Origin of the sequence: Pseudarthrobacter sp. fls2-241-R2A-168 (assembly GCF_030209335.1) — a bacterium.
Classification (GTDB): Bacteria; Actinomycetota; Actinomycetes; order Actinomycetales; family Micrococcaceae; genus Arthrobacter.
The window spans coordinates 30,516-53,649 of sequence record NZ_JARVSG010000037.1; the positions used below are offsets into that span (position 1 = coordinate 30,516).

The 23,134-nt window shown below is 66.8% G+C and carries 18 protein-coding genes; 3 read left to right on the plus strand and 15 right to left on the minus strand.

Going from position 1 to position 23,134, the window contains the following annotated elements:
• The 3 genes from QRN11_RS19080 to tdh all read right to left on the minus strand — a co-directional run bounded on the left by QRN11_RS19080 (position 1) and on the right by tdh (position 3,437).
• Complete coding sequence (locus QRN11_RS19080; RefSeq protein WP_285314067.1) at positions 1-1,113, minus strand: NAD(P)/FAD-dependent oxidoreductase; 1,113 nt, start codon at positions 1,111-1,113, stop codon at positions 1-3.
• A gap of 72 nt (positions 1,114-1,185) precedes the next feature.
• The gene (locus tag QRN11_RS19085; protein WP_285314068.1) at positions 1,186-2,382 is read right to left on the minus strand and encodes a glycine C-acetyltransferase; all 1,197 of its coding nucleotides are present in this window, start codon (positions 2,380-2,382) and stop codon (positions 1,186-1,188) included.
• An 8-nt stretch (positions 2,383-2,390) separates the two neighbouring features.
• Positions 2,391-3,437 (minus strand): L-threonine 3-dehydrogenase, encoded by a 1,047-nt coding sequence (gene tdh / locus QRN11_RS19090; protein ID WP_091418286.1) that lies wholly within the window; start codon positions 3,435-3,437, stop codon positions 2,391-2,393.
• Positions 3,438-3,581: 144 nt separating this feature from the next.
• On the opposite strand from tdh, the gene QRN11_RS19095 reads away from it, so the two are divergent.
• Entirely contained in the window at positions 3,582-4,493 is a 912-nt protein-coding gene (locus QRN11_RS19095; protein WP_285314069.1) for a LysR family transcriptional regulator, read from the plus strand.
• 57 nt (positions 4,494-4,550) lie between these two features.
• On the opposite strand, the gene QRN11_RS19100 is transcribed toward QRN11_RS19095, so the two are convergent.
• The 5 genes from QRN11_RS19100 to QRN11_RS19120 form a co-directional block, all read right to left on the minus strand.
• The gene (locus QRN11_RS19100) at positions 4,551-5,144 is read right to left on the minus strand and encodes a hypothetical protein (RefSeq protein ID WP_285314070.1); all 594 of its coding nucleotides are present in this window, start codon (positions 5,142-5,144) and stop codon (positions 4,551-4,553) included.
• Positions 5,145-5,352: 208 nt separating this feature from the next.
• Entirely contained in the window at positions 5,353-6,861 is a 1,509-nt protein-coding gene (gene gatB, locus QRN11_RS19105) for an Asp-tRNA(Asn)/Glu-tRNA(Gln) amidotransferase subunit GatB (RefSeq protein ID WP_091418292.1), read from the minus strand.
• Complete coding sequence (gene gatA / locus QRN11_RS19110) at positions 6,861-8,480, minus strand: Asp-tRNA(Asn)/Glu-tRNA(Gln) amidotransferase subunit GatA (protein WP_285314071.1); 1,620 nt, start codon at positions 8,478-8,480, stop codon at positions 6,861-6,863. The genes gatB and gatA overlap by 1 nt, the downstream gene beginning before the upstream one ends.
• A 2-nt stretch (positions 8,481-8,482) precedes the next feature.
• Positions 8,483-8,779: an Asp-tRNA(Asn)/Glu-tRNA(Gln) amidotransferase subunit GatC gene (gene gatC / locus QRN11_RS19115; protein WP_091418296.1), complete on the minus strand. Its 297-nt coding sequence runs from the start codon at positions 8,777-8,779 to the stop codon at positions 8,483-8,485.
• A gap of 146 nt (positions 8,780-8,925) precedes the next feature.
• Positions 8,926-10,404, minus strand: coding sequence for a CitMHS family transporter (locus tag QRN11_RS19120; protein WP_285314072.1), 1,479 nt, complete (start codon positions 10,402-10,404; stop codon positions 8,926-8,928).
• Between the two features lie 184 nt (positions 10,405-10,588).
• Here QRN11_RS19120 and QRN11_RS19125 point away from each other — a divergent pair, with 184 nt between their 5' ends.
• Both QRN11_RS19125 and QRN11_RS19130 read left to right on the plus strand, forming a co-directional pair.
• Complete coding sequence (locus tag QRN11_RS19125; protein WP_285314073.1) at positions 10,589-12,337, plus strand: sensor histidine kinase; 1,749 nt, start codon at positions 10,589-10,591, stop codon at positions 12,335-12,337.
• On the plus strand, positions 12,330-12,992 hold the full coding sequence (locus QRN11_RS19130) for a response regulator (RefSeq protein ID WP_091418523.1): 663 nt from the start codon (positions 12,330-12,332) through the stop codon (positions 12,990-12,992). Before QRN11_RS19125 ends, QRN11_RS19130 begins: the two co-directional genes overlap by 8 nt.
• Position 12,993: 1 nt before the next feature.
• Here the strand turns inward: QRN11_RS19130 and QRN11_RS19135 are convergent, their stop codons facing one another.
• The 7 genes from QRN11_RS19135 to QRN11_RS19165 form a co-directional block, all read right to left on the minus strand.
• Positions 12,994-13,377, minus strand: coding sequence for a RidA family protein (locus QRN11_RS19135; protein ID WP_091418300.1), 384 nt, complete (start codon positions 13,375-13,377; stop codon positions 12,994-12,996).
• Positions 13,378-13,423: 46 nt separating this feature from the next.
• Complete coding sequence (locus tag QRN11_RS19140; RefSeq protein WP_285314074.1) at positions 13,424-13,927, minus strand: GNAT family N-acetyltransferase; 504 nt, start codon at positions 13,925-13,927, stop codon at positions 13,424-13,426.
• Positions 13,928-14,032: 105 nt separating this feature from the next.
• Positions 14,033-14,863, minus strand: a complete 831-nt coding sequence (locus QRN11_RS19145; protein ID WP_502935054.1) for an inositol monophosphatase family protein — start codon at positions 14,861-14,863, stop codon at positions 14,033-14,035.
• Entirely contained in the window at positions 14,860-17,076 is a 2,217-nt protein-coding gene (ligA, locus tag QRN11_RS19150; protein ID WP_285314087.1) for an NAD-dependent DNA ligase LigA, read from the minus strand. The genes QRN11_RS19145 and ligA overlap by 4 nt, the downstream gene beginning before the upstream one ends.
• A gap of 110 nt (positions 17,077-17,186) precedes the next feature.
• Positions 17,187-17,801 (minus strand): hypothetical protein, encoded by a 615-nt coding sequence (locus QRN11_RS19155; protein ID WP_285314075.1) that lies wholly within the window; start codon positions 17,799-17,801, stop codon positions 17,187-17,189.
• Between the two features lie 120 nt (positions 17,802-17,921).
• Complete coding sequence (locus QRN11_RS19160) at positions 17,922-22,367, minus strand: type VII secretion EssC family protein (RefSeq protein ID WP_285314076.1); 4,446 nt, start codon at positions 22,365-22,367, stop codon at positions 17,922-17,924.
• The gene (locus QRN11_RS19165) at positions 22,364-23,068 is read right to left on the minus strand and encodes a hypothetical protein (RefSeq protein ID WP_091418310.1); all 705 of its coding nucleotides are present in this window, start codon (positions 23,066-23,068) and stop codon (positions 22,364-22,366) included. Before QRN11_RS19165 ends, QRN11_RS19160 begins: the two co-directional genes overlap by 4 nt.
• Positions 23,069-23,134: the final 66 nt, after the last annotated feature.

Consider the following 23,134-nt stretch of genomic DNA (forward strand, 5'->3'; position numbering starts at 1 on the left):
TCAGCGCCGGACGGACCAGCGGGTGGCCGCCAGCGCCTGCGCTGTCCGGGATGCCGGACCCGTCGCCGCTGGTTCAGTCGTACTCTGGCCCGCAAGGATCTGGGCGGCGGCCAGTTCCGCCATAGCCGCTGAAGTCTGGAAGCCGTAACCCCCTTGGCCGGCGAGCCAGTAGAACCCCGGGGCTTCTGCGTCAAAACCGGCCACGGGCACGCCGTCGGCCGCTTCTGTCCGCAGCCCCGTCCACGCCTTGCGGACCTCGGTGATGCCCAGGGTGGTCACTTGGTTCAGCCGGGCTACCAGGCGCTCTATGTCCCCGGGCCGGGGCTTGGCGTCTTCGGGGCCGCTGGGCACGGTTTCGGAGGGCGAAATGAGGACGTCCCCGCCGTCGCGGCGGAAGTAGAACGTGTTGTCCGCTGCCGCCACCATGGGGCTGTGTTCAGGCAGGGGGCGTTCGACGGCGGCAATCGCCGCAGTGCGCCGGTACGGCTGCAGCCCGAGCTTCTCCACCCCGCTGATGACGGCCACTTCGTCCGCCCACGCGCCGGCAGCGTTCACCAGGACGCCGGCTTCGAGGGCTTCCATCCCAGCGCCCACCTGCCAGCCCGAGCCCACGCGCTGGGCGGAGTGGACCCGGGCTCCGGTAATGATGTCCACGCCGGCGGCGAGCGCCCGTTGACGGTGGTCCGCCAGCAGCAGGGGCGCGTTGCAGCCGAAGGAGCCGGTATCCAGTCCGGCGGCGCTGAATGTTCCGGGGACGAGTGCGGGGCAAAGCTCCAGCGCTTCGGCCGGGGTGATGGACCGCATGTGCCCGCTCCCTTCGGCTGCCACCGCGTCCTCCGTGCCAATCAGCATAAAACTGCGCGGCGAGAGCACCGGCTCGGGCAGTTCGGCATCGCGCGCTGCGATCAGTTCCAGGGTCCGGACTGTCAGTTCCTGGACCACTGCCGGGCCGTAGCTGGGGATGAGTTGGCGGGCGGAGCGGGAGGACGTGTGGTACGCCAACTCCTGCTCCGCCTCCACCAGCGCAACAGTGCAATTCCCTGCCAGGGCAGAGGCAAGGGACAACCCGGCGATGCCGCCGCCAACAATCAGGACGTCGTAGTGTGCTGCCATGCCTTCATCCTTGCAGAGTTATGCCGGGCTGTGACCGCCCGCAGGCTGCGTCGTTAGGCTGCGTCCGCGTCCTCAGCCTGCCACCTCGGCACGGCTGGCGACGAAGGCACCCACGCACGCTTCGACGTCGTCCGCTGAATGCGCGGCCGAAAGCTGCACGCGGATCCTCGCTGCCCCGCGCGGAACCACCGGGAAGCTGAAGGCGGTGACGAAGACGCCGTGCTGCAGCATCCGGTCCGCCACCTTGGCGGCCAGGACGGCGTCACCGAACATCACCGGGACAATGGCGTGCTCGCCGGGCAGCAAGTCAAAGCCTTCCTCAGTCATGCGGCGCCGGAACAGTGCGGCATTCTCAAAGAGCTGACGCCGCAGATCCGCCGAGTTCTCCACCAGGTCCAGGGCTTTGATGGTTGCGGCCACGATGGCCGGGGCCAGCGAGTTGGAAAACAGGTAGGGGCGGGCCTTCTGCCGGAGCATGGCCACCACTTCACTGCGGCCGGAGACGTATCCGCCCGAGGCGCCGCCCAGTGCCTTACCGAATGTGCCTGTGAAGATGTCCACCCGGTGCGACACACCGGCGTGTTCGGGAGTTCCTGCCCCGGTTGCCCCCATGAAGCCGACCGCGTGCGAGTCGTCCACCATCACCAGGGCATCATGCTTCTCGGCGAGGTCGCAGATCGCTTCCAGTGGCGCCAGGTACCCGTCCATGGAGAAAACGCCGTCGGTGACGATGATCTTGCGCCGGGCATCTTTTGCTTCCACCAGCTTGGCCTCCAGGTCCGCCATGTCCTGGTTGGCGTACCGGTACCGCTGTGCTTTGCAGAGGCGGATCCCGTCGATGATGGAGGCATGGTTCAGGGCATCGGAGATGATGGCATCCTCCGGGCCGAAGAGGGATTCGAAGACCCCGCCGTTGGCGTCGAAGCAGCTGGAGAACAGGATGGTGTCCTCGGTTCCGAGGAACCGGGAGACGCGGGCTTCGAGTTCCAGGTGCAGGTCCTGGGTGCCGCAGATGAAGCGCACGCTGGCCATCCCGAAGCCGCGCTCGTCCATGGCCGCCTTGGCCGCGTTGATGATCTCCGGGTGGTCAGCCAGGCCCAGGTAGTTGTTCGCGCAGAAGTTCAATACATCCGAACCCGGCTGGCCGAGGGCACCGGCGGTGATGTGGCTTGACTGGGGCGAGTTGATGCTGCGTTCGGTCTTGAAGAGCCCTGCGGTGCGGATCTCCTCCAGCTCGGCGCCCAGCTGGTCCTTGATCGAGGTATACATGGTGTTCCTTAGAGTCGGGTCCAGTCGAGGACAACTTTTCCGCCCGCACCGCTGCGGGCCAGGTCAAAACCCTTTTCCCAGTCGGTGGCAGGGAGCGTATCAGTAACGACGGCGGAGATGCCGGCGTGCAGCACGGGGTTGGACGAGAGCATGGCGCTCATGGCGTACCAGGTCTCGTACATTTCGCGGCCGTAGATGCCCTTGAGCGTCAGCATGTGGGTCACCACCTTGCCCCAGTCAATCGTGATGTCCTGGCTGGGCAGCCCCAGCATCGCGATCCGGCCGCCGTGGTTCATGTTGTCGATCATCTCCGGCAGGGCGGTGGGGTGGCCGGACATCTCCATGCCGATATCGAATCCTTCCCGCATGCCCAGCTCACGCTGGGCATCGCGGACCCTGGTGGTGGCGACGTTGATGGCGAGGTCTGCGCCCAGTCGGCGGGCCAGTTCGAGCCGGTGCGGGGACACGTCGGTGATGGCGATCTTGCGGGCACCGGCGTGGCGGGCGACGGCGATGGCCATCAAACCGATGGGCCCGGCTCCGGTGATGAGCACATCCTCGCCCACCAGCGGAAAGCTCAGGGCCGTGTGCACGGCGTTGCCGAAGGGGTCGAAGATGGCGCCGAGTTCAGGAGTCACGGAGGGATCGTGGTGGACCCAGACGTTGGTTTCGGGGATCACCACGTATTCGGCAAACGCGCCGTCCCGCTGCACGCCCACACTGACCGTGTGGATGCACATCTGCCGACGGCCCGCCCGGCAGTTCCGGCAGATTCCGCAGACCACGTGGCCTTCGCCGGACACCCGGTCCCCCACCTTGACGTCGCGGACGTCCTCACCCACCTCCACCACTTCACCGTAGAACTCGTGACCGGGGATGAGGGGAGCTTCGATGATCCCTTGCGCCCAGGAGTCCCAGGACTGGATGTGGAGGTCGGTACCGCAGATGCCGGTAGTCATCACGCGGATCTTCACGTCGGCCGGGCCGGCCACCGGTTCGGGGCGGTCCACGAACTCGAAACCGGCCTGTGGGCCGGCCTTGTACAAAGCCTTCATCGGCTTCCTTACTCTTTGTCTGCGTCACGTTGTCTGCGTCGTCGGCGGGTGCTGACCTCCTCATTACAGCGAGGAAGAAGCTTTAGCACAACCGCTAATTTCTCAATCAACGATGTAGCAAAAGCTAACGCATAGACTGAAAGCATGGAGATACACCAGCTGGAAATCCTGCGCGAACTCGGCGCCCTGGGAAGCGTCAAGGCGGTAGCGGACACACTGATGGTCACTCCCTCGGCGGTATCCCAGCAACTGGCGCTGCTGCAGCGCACTGTGGACGTCCCGCTGACGCGCAAAGAGGGCCGTAACCTGGTGCTCACCGAGGCAGGCCAGGTGCTGGCGGACGCCGGTGCCGCCGTCGTCAGCGCCATGGCGGACGCCCGCGGCGCCATCGGGAATTATCACGGCGAGGCGGCCGGCAGGGTCACCCTGTCCGGTTTCCACAGTGTGGGGCAGGCCGTCTTTGCACCGCTGGCGAGGATCCTCGATGCCCCGGGCCAGCCGCGGATCGAGCTGTCCGACGAGGACGTGGCGCAGCAGGATTTCCCCGCCCTGACGGCGCGCTACGACCTGGTCCTGGCCCACCGGATGGACCACAGCCCGCGCTGGCCCGCCGAACGGGTCACGGTGATACCGCTCGCGCACGAGCCGCTGGATGTTGCCCTGCCGGCTGGCCACCCTTTGGCAGGGAAGCCTGCCGTCACGGCGGACGACGTCGGCGGCGAGGCCTGGGTGACCAGCCACACCGGCTACTCCCCCGCCGATGTCCTGTCCGCCGTCGCGGCCGTCTCCAGCAGCGAGCTGAACATCGTCCACCGGATCAACGACTACTCCACCGTGGCCGCGCTGGTGGCTGCCGGCGGCGTGGTGGGGCTGCTGCCGCGGTACACGGCGGGCCCGGTACTCAATCCGGACATTGTGCTGCGGCCGCTTGAGGGCATCAGCACGCGGCGCCGGATCGACCTGCTGGCCCGGCCGGAAAACCTGAAGCGCCGTTCGGTCATGATCGTCTCGGAAGCGCTGCAGGGCATCATGGCCGGGCTGGTGGAACAGGGCTGACCCAACTGGGTAGCACTAAGTGCCGTTCTGAGCGTCCAAAACGACACTTGCCGCTACCTACTTTGAGTGGCCCTTGCCGTGTCCGTGCCCGCGGCCCATCCCGAACCCGGGTCCGTCGCCGGCGCCCTCCGCGATCCGCTCCGCCGTGGCCTGGTCGCCGTCCTTCACTCCGGACACCCGGACGGCGTCCCCGGTGGCGATGTCCGCAATGGTTCCCTCGGCCGGCTTAAGCCGCTTGCCGCCGTCGTCCCTTCCCTCGGAGTCGTCCGGCTCGGCGGCCGGAGCCTTGGTGACCTTTGTGTCCGCGTTGACCGCGTACGCCTGGGAGTAGCCATCCTCGCTCTTGACGGTAATCGAGGTGTCGCTGACGGCCTCCACCGTGCCGCGCTGTTCAAGGATGGTCTGGAAAGTGCCGTCGGCCTTCTTGACCACGCCTTCGCTGTGGAGATGCTGCGGGCGCTGCGATTTGTCCGGCTTTTTTTGCCCCGGAGCATCATCGGACTTGCCGCGCTCGGACTGTGACTGCGAGGGCGACGGCGGGGCGGGGTCACTTGCTGCCCACACAAAGGCCGCCCCCGTCCCGGTCAGACCCAGCGCGACGACCCCCGCGAGTACGGCTTTGCGGTATTTGAACGGTCCCCGGACAGACATTGAACATACCTCCCACAACGGCGGCAGGGCCGGCCTCCCTGGAACCGGCGCCCTGGAGCTTCAGTGTAGGACCGCCGCGTGCCGCTGCACACGAGTAGTCAGCGGCCGACGGTGACCTGAGTACTACTTAAAACAAAACTGGGTAGCGCCAAGTGTCGTTATGAACGCTCAAAACGACACTTGGCGCTACCCAGTTGGGGTTGGCGGGCTAGACGGTGACGCCCAGCTTCTCCAGGATCAGCTCGCGGACCCGGGCGGCGTCGGCCTGGCCACGGGTGGCCTTCATGACCCCGCCCACGATGGCACCGATGGCCTGCACCTTGCCGCCGCGGATCTTGTCTGCGACGTCGGGCTGCGCGGCCAGGGCGGCGTCGATGGCTTCGAGCAGGGGCCCGTCATCGGAGACCACGGCCAGGCCGCGCTTCTCCACGATGTCCGCGGGGGTGCCTTCGCCGGCGAGCACGCCGTCCAGCACCTCAGAGGCCATCTTGTTGTTGATCTTGCCTTCCTCCACCATGCGGGCGAGCTCCACGATGGTGGCGGGCTGGACACCGAGCTGGCCCGGGTCCACGTCGGCGTTCTTGGCGCGGCCCACGATCTCGCCCATCCACCACTTGCGGGCGACGGAGGCGGAAGCACCGGCGGCGATGGTTTCCTCGATCTCGTCCATCACCCCGGCGTTCACTACATCGCGGAATTCCAGGTCGGAGTAGCCCCAGTCCGCCTGGAGACGCTTGCGGCGGGCGGCCGGCGGCTCGGGCAGCGTGGCCCGCAGCTCCTCCACCCATTCGCGGGACGGAACCACGGGAACCAGGTCCGGTTCCGGGAAGTAGCGGTAGTCGTCGGCGTCGGACTTCGCACGGCCGGACGTGGTGGTGCGGGTGTCCTCGTGCCAGTGGCGGGTCTCCTGGATGACCGGCTCGCCGGAGTCCAGCACCGCGGCGTGCCGCTGGATCTCGTAACGGACCGCGTGTTCGACGGCGCGCAGCGAGTTCACGTTCTTGGTCTCGGACCGGATGCCGAACCGTTCGCGGCCATGCGGGCGGAGCGAGACGTTGGCGTCGCAGCGGACGTTGCCCCGCTCCATCTTCGCGTCGGACACACCGAGGTTCTTCACGATCTCGCGCACCGCGGCCACATAGGCCTTGGCCAGCTCAGGCGCGCGGGAACCGGCACCCTCGATGGGCTTGGTGACGATTTCCACCAAGGGGACGCCGGCGCGGTTGTAGTCCACCAGCGAGAAGTCTGCTCCCTGGATACGTCCGGTGGCGCCGCCCATGTGGGTCAGCTTGCCGGCGTCCTCCTCCATGTGGGCGCGCTCGATCTCCACCCGGAACACCGTGCCGTCAGAGAGTTCGATGTCCAGGTATCCGTCGTACGCGATGGGTTCGTCGTACTGGGAGGTCTGGAAGTTCTTGGGGGTGTCCGGGTAGAAGTAGTTCTTCCGGGCGAAGCGGCAGGATTCGGCGATCTTGCAGTTCAGGGCCAGGCCGATCTTGATCGAGGACTCGATCGCTGCCTTGTTCACCACGGGCAGGACGCCGGGCATGCCGAGGTCCACTTCGTTGACGTTGGTGTTGGGCTCGTCGCCGAAAACGTTCGGGGCGGAGGAGAACATCTTGGTCTTGGTGTTGAGTTCCACGTGGACCTCGAACCCCAGGACGGGATCATACTTCTCCATGGCCTCTTCGAAGCTCAGGATTGCGTCGGTGTTCATTATTTTGCCTCCTGGGCTTCGAGGGTTTCGACAGGCTCAACCACCGACGGGACAGGCTCAGCCACCGGCGAGGCGGCTCCGGCCACGGCAGCGGCCAGATCCGGGGCCTGGGCCAGCAGCGGGCCACCCCACTTCGCCTCGAGCAGCGATTCCAGCACGGCGCCAACCCGGTACAGGCGGGCGTCCTCGCGGGCCGGGGCCAGCAGCTGGATGCCTACGGGGAGGCCGTCCTCGTCCGCAAGGCCGCCTGGCAGGGACAGGCCCGGCACGCCGGCGAGGTTTGCGGGGATGGTGGCGACGTCGTTCAGGTACATGGCCAGCGGATCGTCCAGCTTCTCGCCGAGGCGGAAAGCGGTGGTGGGGGCCGTGGGCGAAATCAGGACGTCCGCCACGGTGAAGGCAGCCTCGAAGTCACGCTGGACCAGGGTGCGGACCTTCTGCGCGGAGCCGTAGTAGGCGTCGTAGTAGCCGGCGGACAGGGCGTAGGTGCCCAGGATGATACGGCGCTTGACCTCGTCGCCGAAGCCGGCGGCGCGGGTGGCACCCATGACACGTTCGATGGTCATGGGCCCGTCCTCGGGCAGGACGCGCAGGCCGTAGCGGACGCCGTCGAACTTTGCGAGGTTGGAGGACGCCTCGGAGGGCATGATCAGGTAGTAGGCGCCCAGGGCGTACTGGAAGTTGGGGCAGGAAACCTCAACGATCTGCGCGCCTGCCTCCTTGAGGAGCTCCAGGGCATCGTTGAAGCGGTTTTCTACGCCGGCCTGGTAGCCCTCGCCATGGAGTTCCTTGATGATGCCGATCCGCAGGCCCTCAACGTTGCCGGTCTTCGCTGCGGCGACGAGGTCCGCCAGCGGGTCCGGCAGCGAAGTGGAGTCGTGGGGGTCGTGCCCGCCGATGACCTGGTGCAGGAGTGCCGAGTCCAGGACGGTCCGCGAAACGGGGCCGATCTGGTCCAGCGAGGAGGCCATGGCGATGGCGCCGTAGCGGGACACGCTGCCGTACGTGGGCTTCACGCCCACGGTGCCGGTGACGGCGCCCGGCTGGCGGATGGACCCGCCGGTGTCCGTACCCAGGGCCAGGGGTGCTTCGAAGGCAGCAACCGCCGCCGCGGACCCGCCGCCGGAGCCGCCCGGGATCCGGTCCAGGTCCCACGGGTTGCGCGTGGGGCCGTAGGCGGAGTGCTCCGTGGAGGAACCCATGGCGAACTCGTCCAGGTTGGTCTTGCCCAGGATGGGCATCTTCGCGGCGCGCAGGCGCTCCACCACGGTGGCATCGTAGGGGCTGTGCCAGCCCTCGAGGATCTTCGACCCTGCGGTGGTGGGCTGGCCCACCGTGACGATGAGGTCCTTAACGGCGATAGGCACACCGGCCAGCACATGCAGTGCTTCGGCTTCCGCTCCGCCGGCGGCGCGGATGGCGTCCACCTCGGCGGCGACGGCGAGCGCCTCTTCGGCGTTGACGTGCAGGAAGGCGTTGACGCCGCGTTCTCCGCCGTCAACCGCGGCGATCCGGTCCAGATATGCCTGGGTGACCTCCACCGAGGTCACCTCGCCGGCAGCCAGCTTTTCAGCCAGGTCAGCGGCTGAGAGGCGGATGAGTTCGTTGTTGTCAGTCATGGTTATGCCTCATCCAGGATTGCCGGAACCTTGAAGCGGAACTCGAGCGAGTCCGGTGCACCGGAAAGTGCCTGTTCCGCTGTGAAGGTGTGCCCCACAACGTCCTCACGGAAGACATTGCTGAGCGGGATGGGGTGGGATGTGGCCGGCACGTCGTCACCGGCGGCTTCACTGACGGATTTGACCGAATCAACGATGACGGCGAGTTCTCCGGCCATCCTGTCCAGCTCTTGAGCACTCATCTCAATGTGAGCGAGCCGCGCGAGATGCGCAACATCGTCACGGTTGATCGCAGCCATGGATCTCCCCTGCAAAGTTCGAATTGATTTCCGATCCATTCTAGTGGGGAAACGAAGATGCCCGTCTGACGACCCCCAGCGGGCGTCAGACGGGCACCTTCATGCCGGGGTACTGCCCACAAGGGGCAACACGCGGCAGGTACAGACTAGCCGATACCAATAGCTCCAGTCAGCACTCCAATTCCGAGCATGACCAGCGAAACAACTGCCGCACGCCACAGGACTTTCTTGTGGTGGTCGCCCAGGTCAACCTTGGCCAGCGATACCAGGAGCAGGATGGCGGGAACCAGCGGGCTCTGCATGTGGAACGGCTGGCCCGTGATGGAGGCGCGGGCCATCTCGGCGCCGCTGATGCCGTAGTGCGCAGCAGTCTCGCTCAGGACGGGAAGCACACCGAAGTAGAAGGCGTCGTTGCTCATGAAGAACGTCATGGGGATGCTCAGGAGGCCGGTGATAACGGCCATGAACGGGCCCATGCTGGACGGGATGATCTGGACCAGCCAGGCGGACATCGCTTCCACCATGCCCGTGCCCTTGAGGACACCGGTGAGGACAGCGGCGGCCATGACCATGCTGACCACGGCAACGATGGACGGTGCGTGTGCAATCAGCTGGGCGCCCTGGTCCTTGACCTTGGGGAAGTTGACCAGCAGGGCGATGGCGGAACCGACCATAAAGACGTACGGCAGGGGCACGAGGTCTGCGATGAGCATGCCCATCACGGCCACCGTGAGGGCCAGGTTGAACCACTGCAGCTTGGGGCGCAGGGTGGTGCGGTTCGGATCCAGGGCAGTGCCTGCCATGGCGGTGTTGTCTTCGTCCACGAGTGTTTCGGTGCGTTCCAGGACTGCAACGGAGGAGCCGGCGGAACCGTCGACGGCGGGAACTGCTCCGCCGGGGTTGTTCCCCTTGCGTCCTGCGCCGCCGCTGAAGGTGCCACTGCCGCCGGCCGGCCTGCCGCCGTCGAACGCTTCAGCGGTGTCAGGCACTCCCCAGATTTCGGGCTGGGTGGCGCGGAGACGGTTGCGTTCCTGAAGGCCCAGGACCCAGGCGAAGACCAGGACAACGGCCAGGCCGGCGGCCAGGGACGGGATCATGGGGACGAAGACCTCATTGACGTCGATCTTCAGGGCGCTGGCGGCGCGGGCGGTGGGGCCGCCCCAAGGCACGATGTTCATGGTGCCGTTGGCCAGGCCCGCCACGCAGGTAAGGACCACGGGGCTCATCTTCAGCCGCAGGTAGATCGGCAGCATGGCGGCGGTGGTGAGGATAAAGGTGGTGGATCCGTCGCCGTCCAGGGATACCGCAGCTGCCAGCAGGGCGGTGCCCAGGACCACCTTGGCGGGGTCGTTGCCCAGCTTGCGCAGGATGAAACGGACCAGCGGATCAAACAGCCCGACGTCGATCATCAGGCCGAAGTAGATGATGGCGAACATCAGCAGGGCTGCTGTGGAGGTCATGGACTTCATCGAGTCCATCACCATGTCGCCAATGCCCAGGCCGGCGCCGGCGAAAAGGCCAAAAACTGTGGGGACGATGATCAACGCCAGCACTGGCGTCAACTTCTTCGTCATGATCAGCACCATGAATACCGCGATCATGGCGAATCCAAGTAATACCAGCACGGCTGGGCTCCTTCTTTGTGAACAGCGGCACAGCGGTGTGACGCGTGCTACAGACTTTAGGGTGGCCGCCGTCACGGCAGTGCCTTTGGCTCAATTGATTGGCATACTGCTTATTGCGAGCATTTAGCTCATTGTGCTCACGGGCTTTGCGGGCCCGAATCACCCACCCCGATCGAGGAGGATCATGCCGCGTTCCAGTCCCCGCGCGCCGCTGCGGTTCTCCACGCAAACGCTGCTGCTGCAGCTGGCGGTGGTGCTTTTGGTGGTTCTGCTCAGCGCCGCGGTCCATGCCTGGCTGACGTATGACCGGGTGGGCCGCGAGGCGGAGAACCAGGCACTGACGCTGGCCCGGACCGTAGCCTCGGATCCGTCCATCCGGGCCGACGTACTGGCCATCAGCGAACAGCCCGGCACTCCCCCGCCCTCCGAACTCGCCGCCGGACCGCTGATGGCATCCGCCGAAGCGGTACGCATCCGGACCGGTGCGCTGTTTGTGGTGATCACCGACGAAACAGGTCTACGGCTTGCCCATCCGGATCCGCAGCGGCTCGGCGAAAGGGTGAGCACCGATCCGTCCGAGGCGCTGTCCGGCCAGGAGGTGACCACCCGGAACACCGGAACACTTGGTCCGTCCGCCGGTGCGAAGGTTCCCGTCTACGCCCCCGGCAGCAGCACCGTAGTGGGCGAGGTCAGCGTGGGGTATTCCATGGAAACCGTGGGCCAGAGCGTGGAACGGGACATCGGCCCGGTTGCGCTGACTGCTACCGGCGCCCTGCTCGCCGGCGTCCTGGGATCCTTCCTGCTGCGCCACCGCCTGCAGCGCCTCACCCTGGGCCTGGAGCCGGAAGAGATCAGCACCCTGGTCCATGACCAGGTGGCGGTCCTCCAGGGTGTGGACGACGGCGTAATCGGTGTTTCCGCCGACGGCAGGATCACCGTTTTCAACGCCGCCGCCCAGCGCCTGCTGGGGCTCGGCGGCCTCGCCGGAACCCCTTGGGCGGACGCCCCCGTACCGGACCTGCTGAAGTCCCTGACCCGGCCTGGCTCCGGCGATACTTCCGCCGTTGAACTCGTGGCGGGCGGCCGGGTGCTGGTGGCCAACGCACGCAAAGCCCTGCACCGGCGGGAGGACCTGGGCTGGGTGGTGATGCTCCGCGACCGCACGGAGCTGCAGCAGCTCACCCGGCAACTCGACGCCGTGGGCACCATGTCCACCGCATTGCGGGCGCAGCGGCACGAGTTCGCCAACCAGCTGCACACCATCGCGGGGTTCATGAGCATTGGCCAGCACCAGCAGGCCCGCGAGTACCTTGCCCGGTTGGCCGCCACCGGGCCGCTGAAATTCCCAGTGGACCAGGCCGAGCTGCTCCAGGACCCGTACCTGCAGGCCTTCGTCGGAGCCAAAGGCGTGGAGGCCGACGAGCGGGGGGTGGCCCTGCGGATAGGGCCCGAGACCCTGGTCCGCGGGCAGGTCACCGACGCCCAGGACGTGACCACAGTGCTGGGCAACCTGATCGACAATGCCGTGAATGCCGCCGTGGCCGGCTCGGCGGAGGACCGCTGGGTGGAGCTGGAGGTGCTGGATGAGCCGGGCGACGACGGCGGCACGCTCCATGTGGTGGTCGCCGACTCGGGCGACGGGCTGGCGGAGGAAACGGACGCCGAAGCGGTCTTCGCCGAAGGTTTCACCACCGCTTCCGGCCCTGTACGTGCCGGCGGCGGCCAGGGGTTCGGGCTTGCCTTGGCCCGCCAGCTGGCCAGGCGCCGCGGCGGGGACGTGAAGTTGCTCGAACGCGGACGGCGGGGCGGCCCTGGAGCAGTCTTTATGGCAACTCTCCCCGGCACCACTGCTGGGACTACGGCGGGGACCAAGGACTCCCGGCTCAATGATGCGGCGTCCCGGGATGCCGCAGGAAAGGACCACCATGGCTGATGATTTTCGGGTGCTGATCGTGGATGACGACTTCCACGTGGCCAAGCTGCACGCCGCCTATGTGGATTCGGTGGCGGGGTTCCTGGCGCTGGCGCCGGTGGGAACGGCGTCGCTGGCGCTGCAGGCCATCCATAGCCTCCGGCCGGACCTGGTGCTGCTGGACGTTTACCTGCCCGACGCTTCAGGGCTGGACCTGCTGCAGCAACTGGATGTGGACACGGTGATCCTCAGCGCCGCCTCGGACGCAGCCTCCATCCGCGTGGCCTTCCGCCGCGGTGCCCTGGGCTACCTGCTGAAGCCGTTTACCTCGGAGTCCCTGTCCCAGCAGCTGCGGTCCTATGCCCGGTACCGGCGTCTGCTGTCCCAGCCGGGAGCGCTGGACCAGGATGCGGTGGAGCGGGCCAAGCGCTCGCTCATCCCCGGTGACGTTTCGCCGTCGTCAAGGCCCAGGTCCGCCACGGAGGCCGCGGTGCTCGAGTCCCTGGTCCCCGGTGAGCAGTACTCGGCGGCGGAGGTTGCAGGCCGGGTGGGTGTTTCCCGGGCGACGGCGCAGCGGTACCTGTCTTCGCTGGCCGACGACGGCGCCGTGGACATCCAGCTGCGCTACGGCACCACCGGCAGGCCGGAGCACCGCTACGGCCTGCCGGCGGGGTAAGTTAGTTCGCGCTCTTCTGCGCCACGAGTTCGATTTCGACGAGCATTTCGGGGTCCAGGAAGGGCAGGACGTGGACCAGGGACAGGGTGGGCCGGATGTCGCCGAACACTTCACCGTGCGCGCGGCCGGCTTCTTCCCACTTGCTGATGTCCGTCAGGTACAGCTTGGACTGGACCACGTCCTCGAAGCTGAAGCCCGCGTCCGCGAGGACCTTGCCGAGCTTCTGCAGGATGAACTGGGTCTGCGTGTAGAAATCGTTCCCCACGATGCCGTCCTCGCCGCTGGCTGCGGTGGCGGAAATGTACAGGGTGTTGTCCACCTGGACGGCGCGGGAGTAGCCGAGGGTCTGTTCCCAGACGGAGCCGGTGCCGAAGGTTTTGCGCATGGTGGGCCTTTCAAAGCTGGAATGAGTCGGCACCACTTTAGGGCGGCTACAGGTCCAGCCGGTAAACCAGCAGTTTTATGTCAGTTCCGGGGACAAACCAGTCCCGGTCCGGCACCCGGGCGAAGCCGGTCCTGTTGTACAGGCCGCGTGCACTTTTCCAGGTGCTTCCGGTGGTCAGCGAGACGGCGTTGATCCCGTCGAGTGCCTTGGCGTGGGCCACAATGGCGGCCATCATGGCCTTGCCGGCGCCGCTGCGCTGCACGGCCGGGTCCACCACCAGCATGCGGAACTCCAGCTCGTCGTGCAGGGCGATGTCCGCGTACGGCTCGCCGGCCAACGCCAGGGTCACCGACCCCACCACGTCTCCACCCCGCTCTGCCACCCAGACCGTGGCCTGGCCGGCGCGCTCCGCGACGTCCTGGACCTTGCGCATATACGGGTGCCCGGCGTCGTCAAAATACCCGGCTGCCAGGTACGAATCCCTGGTGATGCGGGCAACGGCGTCGAAATCGGATTCGACGGCGGGACGGACGGTTATCTGCGAAGGCACCCATCAATGGTAGTGGTACTGACCAGTACCACCCTGCTAAACCCGGCTTTCCGTGACTGAACTATCATTCAGGGCGGGACCGGCAGTCCTGGCCGGCACCGGCAGTCAGAGCGGAAATTTGCCGGACAGCTCCAGGCTGGCCGCGCAGGTCCAGGCGTCAAGCCGTTCCTCGTCCGTGGGCCCGCCATCCAGCGGGCTTGTCAGCCTCGGGCGGCGGACCCAGCACCCTGCTTCCTCCGCGATCAGGGCGCCGGCGGAGAAGTCATGCTCGTTCAGCCCCCGTTCGCCGAAGGCGTCGTGCGTGCCGTCCGCCACCATGCACAGGTCCAGGGCGGCGGATCCCAGCCGGCGGACGTCCGCGAACCCCTCCAGCAGTCCGGCAAACTGGGCGGCCTGCTCGGAGCGGACCAGCGGATCATAGTTGAAGCCGGTGGCAAGGATCTGCCCCTTGCGGCCCGGGACGGGGCCTTCCAACCGGGTCAGGGTTCCGGCTTCGTCCAGCCACGCGCCCTGGCCGCGGGCAGCGTAGTAGATGCGGCCCAGTGCAGGGGCGTTGACGACGCCGGCCAGCCAGGCGCCGTCGGAATCCGCCACCGCAACAGAGGTGCCGTAGTAGACGATGTTGCGGATGAAGTTGGTGGTGCCGTCCAGCGGGTCGATGGACCAGCGGTAGCCGGTAGGGTCCGCCGGCCTGGTGGTCCCGTGTTCCTCACCGGTGATGCTGTCCCCCGGCCGCGCAGCCGTAATGACGCCACGAACAGCGTTCTCAGCGGCGATGTCGAACGCGGTGACCCAATCGCCGGCGTCGCCCTTGTTGCTGACCTGGAGCGCGTCACCGTTCCGGCCGGCAAGGACTTGGGCGCCCGCCGCTGCGGCTTCCCTGGCCACCTCCAACAGTTCGGCCGGCGATATCAGTGCTGCCCCGGCACCACTCATGAGGCTGCCTCCGCCTCTGCCGGTTGGGCGGCACCAGTGCCGTCCCCCAGGGCAGCGGGACCGCCGGCCAGCAGCTGCCGGAAGCCGTCCTCATCCAGCACGCGTACGCCCAGCTGTTCAGCCTTGTCCAGCTTGGTTCCGGCGTTTTCGCCGGCCACCACATAGCTGGTGTTTTTGGAGACGGAACCTGCGGCTTTGCCTCCGCGCAGCAGGATGGCCTCCTTCGCCTCGTCCCGGCTGAAGTTCGGCAGGGAGCCAGTCACCACCACGGTGAGACCCTCCAGGGTCCGCGGCATGGACTCATCCCGCTCGTCCTCCATGCGGACACCGGCTGCAGCCCAGCGGTCCACGATGTCAACGTGCCAGTCCTCGGCAAACCACTCCTTCAGGGCGGCTGCAATGGTAGGGCCCACGCCGTCAACATGTGCCAGGTCTTCCTCCGAAGCAGCACGGATGGCGTCCATGCTGCCGAAGGCCTGCGCAAGCGCCCGCGATGCCCGGGGGCCGACGTGCCGGATGGACAGGGCCACCAGGACCCGCCACAGCGGCTGGGTCTTGGCCTTTTCCAGCTCCTTGAACAGCTTTTCGGTGGTGGCGGTGGGCTTGGACGGTGACTTCGCCGTGCCCTTGCTGTAGAAGTAGGGCACCAGTTCGAACTCCCCGGTGGGCACCCCCTTGCTGCGCTTCTCACGCCTGATGCGGACGTCAGCCAGAAGCTCCGGGGTGAGGCTGAACAGCGCAGCTTCGGTGGTGAGCGGCGGAACCTCGGGCTCGGCCGGCTGGGTGAGGGCGATGGCAGCTTCCCAGCCGAGGGCTTCAATGTCGAAGGCGCCACGACCCGCAAGGTGGAACACACGCTCCCGCAACTGCGACGGGCAGGATTTTGAGTTGGGGCACCTGATGTCCACGTCGCCTTCCTTGGCCGGAGCCAAGGGCGTGCCGCAGGAGGGGCACTCGATGGGCATCACGAAGTCGCGGACCGGAGGATCCTGCTGGTCGCGCAGCGCCAGGACCGGGCCCACAATTTCCGGGATGACGTCGCCGGCCTTGCGGAGCACCACGATATCGCCGATCTTCACGCCTTTGGCCTTGACCACGTCCTGGTTGTGCAGGGTGGCCATTTCCACGGTGGACCCGGCCACCTTGACCGGCTCCATCATGCCGAAGGGCGTGACGCGGCCGGTGCGGCCCACGTTCACCTGGATGTCCAGCAGCTTGGTGTGCACTTCCTCCGGCGGGTACTTGTAGGCGACAGCCCACCGCGGCACCCGGGTGGTGTAGCCGAGGGCCCGCTGGGTCGCGAAGTCATCCACCTTGACCACGATGCCGTCGATCTCATGGAGCAGTTTGTGGCGCTTGTCCCCATACCGCTTGATGAAGTCAAGGACCTCGTCAAGGCTCCCCAGCACTTCGGAGTACGGGCTCACCGGCAGGCCCCAGGCCTTCAGTGCGGCGTACGTTTCGGACTGGCTGCGCGCCTGGAGCCCTTCGCGGGCGCCGATGCCGTGGACAAACATCTTCAGGGGCCGTTTGGCTGTTTCGGCCGGGTCCTTCTGGCGCAATGAACCCGCTGCGGCGTTGCGCGGGTTTGCGAGGGGCGCTTTGCCTGCTTCGATCAGCGCTTCGTTGAACTCGGCGAAGGCCTGGGACGGAATAAACACCTCGCCCCGGATTTCCATCTCCGCCGGAAACCCTTCCCCGCTCAACTCCTGCGGGATCTCCTTGATGGTGAGGACGTTATGGGTAATGTCCTCCCCCGTGGTGCCATCACCGCGGGTAGCGGCGCGGACCAGTTTGCCATCCCGGTACAGCAGGTTGACCGCCAGGCCGTCGATCTTCAATTCGGTCAGCCAGGCCGGTTGCTGCGATCCGTCACCGAGTTTCCCGATACTGGCCGACGCTTTGGTGAGCCAGGCTTCAAGTTCATCGAGGGAAAAAACATCCTCGAGGCTGTACATCCGCTGCAGGTGCTCCACGGCAGCGAAGGCGGCGGAGACTTCCCCTCCCACTTCCTGGGTGGGCGAGTCGTTGGATACCAGCTCCGGATGCAGTGCCTCGATTTCCTCCAGCCGCCGGAACAGTTCATCGAATTCGGCGTCGGAGACCAGGGGTTCGTCTTCCTGGTAGTACGCGAACCGGTATTTCCGGACCAGGTCCACGAGGTTCTCGTATTCCTCGCGGATTGAGTCTGTGGGGGTTTCTTCCGGTTCCACGGGTTCGGTGGTGCGGGTGGCGGTCTGTTCTGCGGGGCCTGGTCCTGTACTCACAGACCTATCTTGCCATCAAGGCACGTCAGCGGGGTTTCGAACCCGTGACCCTTCACCTAGTGGGCCCGAAGGCGGGACCGGTTCCTGCCCCACCACAGGAAGGAGGCACCGGCAGCGCCCAGCAACAGGACGCCGGCGATGATCGGCAGGACGGCGGGATCACCGGAACCTGGATCACGGCCAGGGGTGACAGCAGCCACCCGGCTGGCCCGGGCAGAACGGGTGACTGGCGTATTCCAGTCCTGGCCGCTGGAGGCGCCGGTGGGTGGCGGAGAAATAGAAGATCCGGTGGCGGTGACGGCGGACGGACTGGTGGATTCTTCCGGTTCCGCCGCCGGGGCAACCTGTACGGGAACAGTGTCGTCCGGAGGAGCCACCGACGGAGCCGGCTGCTCGGGAGCCGCCGTCACAGGATCGGCGGGCGGAGCCGGCGGGCTCTGCGGTTCCCTCGGTTTCCGGGTCCGGGTGGGCTCTGCGGGCTTGGGATCGCCGGCAGGCTGTGCCCCGCAGAACACCAGGAAGCACTGGTCCGGAGATGTTGTGGATGCGGGCGTGGGTTCCGTAGTTTGGGCGGAAGCCGGGCCGGCCGGAAAGAGGCCAAGGGTGATGGCCAGGACTGCTGCTGATGCCGTCGTCGAAGCAACTCGGAGAACCGATGAGGACGGGGTCATTTGCTACCTTTCGATGCGCGCAGTCCCCCACCGCGGCTTTCTGGTGTCCCCGGTAGTCTTCTACACCGCGCAGCAGGGCCGCAAATCCACCGGATCCGCGGCCCTGCTGTTCCAGGCGTGTCAGTCCCTGTTTTCGGGCGGGAGCGCAACCTGGATTTTGCGCGCCTTTCCGCGCCCCACCACGTACCCGCGGCCGGGGATGAAGTCGGTGCCGGTCCGGCCCAGCGATGTGTTCAGCAGGCTGTCGCCTTCGATGTCGCCGGGGTTCAGCAGCAGGCCCCGCCGGCCGGATTTGAAGGGCTGGGCCAGGGACCAGGCCGAGGACCAGGTGGAGGTTTCGGATTCACCGATGACCCACTGGTCCGCCTTAATGGACGCTGTCACCAGCCGGCCCACGCCGGACTCTGCCATGGTGTCGGTGAATTCCGTCAGCCCCTCGATGAAGATGGCCAGAGCCCCCGGGTTTCCCGAGGAGTGCTCCACCAGGTCTTCCACTACCTCGGCTACGTCGTCCGGGCCCACCACGGAGCGGTTCCAGATGGGCAGGGAGGCGACGGCGGACCGGCGGGCCCCGATGTAGATGAGCTCCGTACCGGGGTTGGACCGTCGGAGGGCGTAGGCCAGGGTCACGAGCGCGACGGTCCGGCCGGCGCCCGGCGGGCCGGCTAGGAGGAGCGGTCCCCGGGCCATGACCTCAGCCGGGCGGAGCGTTTCGTTGTCGACGCCGATCACGGGCAGGTCCGGGCCGCCGGCGGGAAGGACGTCCAGATCCACCTGCTCCGGCAGCCTCTCGATGCCGGGGGCGGACTCCAGGCCCTGGCGCAGCATGGCTTCGCTGAGCTTATGCACTTCACGGGCCTGCAGGGCAAGGTTGGAGTTCCCGCCCAGCACGGCAAGCTGCACTTCGAGCCCGTCCAGCAGCCCCCGGCCGGGCGGGGAGCCGGCGCCCAGCACGTCCCGCGGAACATCCATGGACATGTAGTCCTCCTCGGAGGAGAGCCGGAGGACCAGGCGCCGCTGGATGGAAGCGAGCAATGAGGCCGGGACCGAGTTGGGCCTGTCCCCGGTGACCACCAGGTGGATGCCGAGGGTACGGCCGTCGGTGGCCAGCTGCAGGAAAATGTCCCACAGCCCGGACAGCCTGCTGTGTTCGTACGCCTCGCGGAATGCCGACATACCGTCCACCAGGACAAAGATCCGCTTCTCATGGGGCCGGTTGGCGAGCTTTCGGTACTCCACGATGGTGGAGGCACGTACCTCGGCGAAAGCGGCGGACCGCTGCTCAGCGATGTCCCGCAGCAGGCGCAGGAGGCGGCCTACCCGTTCCACGTCGTCGCCATTGATGATCCCGCCCACGTGCGGAAGCTCCTCCAGCATCCGCAGCCCGGAGGATCCGCAGTCGATTCCGTAGACATGGACGGGCCCGCCGCGGGGTGTGACTGCTGCGGCGATCGCGATGCCGCGCAAAGCCGCAGATTTTCCTGATCCGCCCGTGCCGTAGATGGCCATATTGCCGTCTTTGTCCGGCTGGTAGAACACGGTGGGCTGGGCCTGCCTGGCAGGATCATCCGCCACCCCGAGGAGCAACTGTTCGTCCGTACGGGGATTGGGCAGCCTGGAGAAATCGTAGGTCTTGGCCAGTTCATCCAGCCACGGTTTGCGCGGGGCCTCGATCGCAAGCGAGCCGGCCGCGCGGACAATGGTGGCAGTCATCCGCGCGATGTCGTTGGGGCCTGCCGGCGCCTCGAGCACGGGCTTTTCCGGGGCCGGAGCCTCCCAGTTGGGGCCCGAGCCGAACGCCATCTCCACAATGTCGATCTGCGGCCGTTGCGGTTTGTCCGTGGTCCAGCCGCCGGCGTAGCCGGTCTGGAAGCCCTGGATCCGGCCGGGACCGGTCTTGGCCGCGCCCCGACCCGGGATGGCGGGGTCGAAGTAGGCGGCGTCCGGGACGCCCAGGATGTCCGTGGCGTCGTCTTCGTCGGCCATCCGCAGCGCCACCCGAAGGTTTGTGTTGGCGCGCAGGCTGTCCTTGATCACCCCGGCCGGGCGCTGGGTTGCCAGGATGAGGTGCAGGCCCAGGGACCGGCCGCGCGCGGCAACGTCCACCACGCCGTCCACGAACTCGGGGACCTCGCTGGCGAGCGCGGCGAATTCGTCCACGATGATGATCAGGTAGGGTGGCGCTTCCGGATCGGCCTCGCGCTGGAGCGCCAGCAGGTCCTTGGCCTTTTTCCGGTTCAGCAGGTGCTCCCGGTAGTGCAGTTCGGCGCGCAGCGAGGTCAGCGCGCGCCGGACCAGGTGCGGCGAAAGGTCCGTTACCAGTCCCACCGTGTGCGGCAGGTTAATGCAGTCAGCGAAAGCGGCCCCGCCCTTGTAGTCCACAAACAGGAAGCTGACCCGGTCGGGGCTGTACGCCGCCGCCATGCCCATCACCCAGGACTGCAGGAATTCGGACTTGCCGGCACCGGTGGTTCCGCCCACCAGGGCGTGCGGGCCCTCGTTTTTCAGGTCCAGGTACAGCGGTTCCACGCCTTTGGAGCCGACCAGTGCGCGAAGCGTGCCGTTGTCCTTGCGGTTTGGTACGGCGCTGCTGTGAACGGAGTTGTTTTCCGTCCAGCGTTCGGCGACGGCCTGGGGGTTGTCCAGGAAGTCCTTCCCGATCAGGGTGGCATAGGAGACGGCCCGCGGGAGGTCGGAATCATCGGTGACAGGTTTGCCCACGTCCACCACCGGGGTCAGCATCCTGGCCAGCTGCCCGGCAAGTTCGGCGTCAACGCTCTCGCAGCTGACGGGGTAGGTGTGGCGGCCCAGCCGGACCTGTCCGGTGGTGGTGCCGTGGTCGCCGTCCACCACCATGAAGTCGCGGCAGGCAGCGGGCAGGGCCTGCACATCGGTGGCCACCCACAACACGTGCACGCCGGCATCCGGGCCGCGTTCGGCGAGCCGGGTAAGACGCCCCCGGTCCACGGGGGCATCGTCCTCCACAACCACCAGCACGGCCGGCACCACCGGTGCCTCCACCTCGTCCTTGGCTGGATCCAGGGCGGGGCGAAGGGCGGGGCCGGAGCGTTTGGCGGCGGCTTCCCTGGCTTCCACCAGGTCTTCGAGGCGGGCCACCAGGGAAGCCCCGCCTGCCGAACCGGCGGCCAGGTGGTCGCCGGACAGGGGGCTGTGGCCGGAGCCGACATGCGGCAGCCACTGGAGCCAGTTCCACCGGTCCCTGGACTGGGCGGAGGTGATGGCTGTGAGGACCACTTCTGCGGGTGAGTGCAGCCCTGCGAGCTGGAGCACCATGCCGCGGGCAATATCGTCCACCAGCCCGCGGGCGCCCGCGATGCCCAGGGACCCGGCTGTCCGGAACTGGGATACCACCGGAACGCCTTCGATGTCCCGGAACTGCTTGATGCAGTCCTGGATTTCGCGGGCGTACTCCACCTCGGTGTCGTTGTTCGCCGGCTCCTCCAGGAGGACCCGCGACGGCACGGTGCCCAGGCCGAACCGCAGGCCCAGGAAGCCGCTGTGTTCCGGGCGGTGGGTCCACAGCAGCGGACCCAGTTTGTAGATTGCATTAACGGTGTCGCTGACGGAGGGTGCCTCCTGCAGCCGGACGGCACGCTCCACGTGCTGCAGTTCCGTGATGTCCTCCCGGAAGGCGGCCATGGAGGCGCGGAAATGCTTAAGCTGGTCCTTCTGCTGGCGACTGGTCCTCATCTTCTGGTCCACGAAATGGCCCACCACGAACAGCGGCATCATCAGCATAAACACCGCCGAGAGCGGATTGTTGCTGACCGAAAAAATCACCGCGCCCATCAACAGCGGGATGAGCAGCATGATGAAGGGGAAAGGATGGTCTTCGGGGCGTTTGGGTCCTGCGGGCAGGACGCGCTTCGGTTCCTCAAAGCGGGGAACCACCCGGGGTGAACGGTTGAAGTCCACCAAAGGCGAGGTGGGCGCGGCGGCCTGGTTGTGTCCCAGCGGCACCACGGTGATGGTGGTGTCGCCCAGGGTGACGGTGTCCGAGGAGTTCAACGTGGCCCGGGTGACCGGCAGGCCATCCATCAGGAGCCCGTTGGCGGAGTTCGTATCAACGATTTCCACGCCTTCGCCCACCGTGATGCGGGCATGGCGTTTAGAGGTCAGCGGATCGGAGAGCCGGATGTCCACGTCCCGGTCCCGGCCGATGTAGCTGGTGCCGGATGGCAGCGAAAATTCGCGGCCGACGTCGGGCCCTGACAGCACGCGCAGGGTGGCGGCCGCGGGGCCGCGGGGGGCACCGGAGTCACCGAACTGCGCGCTGACCCGCGCCAGGGACACCACGGAACCGGGCCGGAGGCCGGACTCGAGGAGGTTGTCTTCGCGGGCGAGGACGTTGCCGCGCATGCCGCCGCCCACAAAGGCCTCATCGATCTTCAGCGAAAGGTTGTCCGGGGCGGGCGTGCCCTTGCGGGCAGGATCGGCGGCCCAGAGGGTTGCAGCAACGTCGGCCACGGTAGCGAGGCCGTCCACGGTGACAGCGAGGTCCTTGGCGTCGGCAGGGTCCCGGCGGAGTGTCAGCCGGATCCTCATCCTTCGTCCACGCCCCTCATCTTTTCCAGCAGGTACAGGTCATCGGCCGTGACCAGGTGCGAGGTGACTGCGTGCTCCACCAGCCGGGCACGGCGGTTGGTGGCCAGTTTGCCGCCGCCGCCACGAAGGCCAACAACGCCCACGCGGTCCAGTTTGTCGCACACGTTGTCCAGTTTCCGGTTGAAGCGGGTCAGCGCCCAGCCCAGCGTTTTGGCGGCGGCAGCGGAGGACGGGATGGCACTGAAGCCGGTCCCTTCGCGCCGCAGCATCGGCTCGGCGAGCGCCACAATCAGTGCCTTCTGGGAATCCGTGAACACCACGGGGCCGATGGTGGTGTCTCCGTTGCTGTCCTCCTCCCGCGCCTGCTGCCGGAAAGACGGCGTCTTCAGGTGGACCGCGAATTCGTACGTGGTGGGTCCGGCAGTGAAAATGATGTTCGTGTGGCTGAACACCAGCGGGATGCGGGCGCCGGGCGAGAGCCAGGCCTGCATGCCGCCGGAGGCGTCTGCCACGGTGGCGGAAAGCATGCTCCCAACGTTGCTGAGCCACCAGATCCCGTCATAGCGGGCCACTTGCAGGAACTGCCGGTGCAGGTACGGGTTGTCGTCCACTTCCAGGTCGCCTTCGCGGCCGATGTTGAAGACGTCCTCGTCCGAGGGTTCGTACCATTCACCACAGAAATCTATTGCTAGATCCCCCATTTTCTGTGCCTCCTCATTGGGCAAAGCGCTGTAAATCGTGCTGGTGTAAGTGTCTGGATCGGGGCG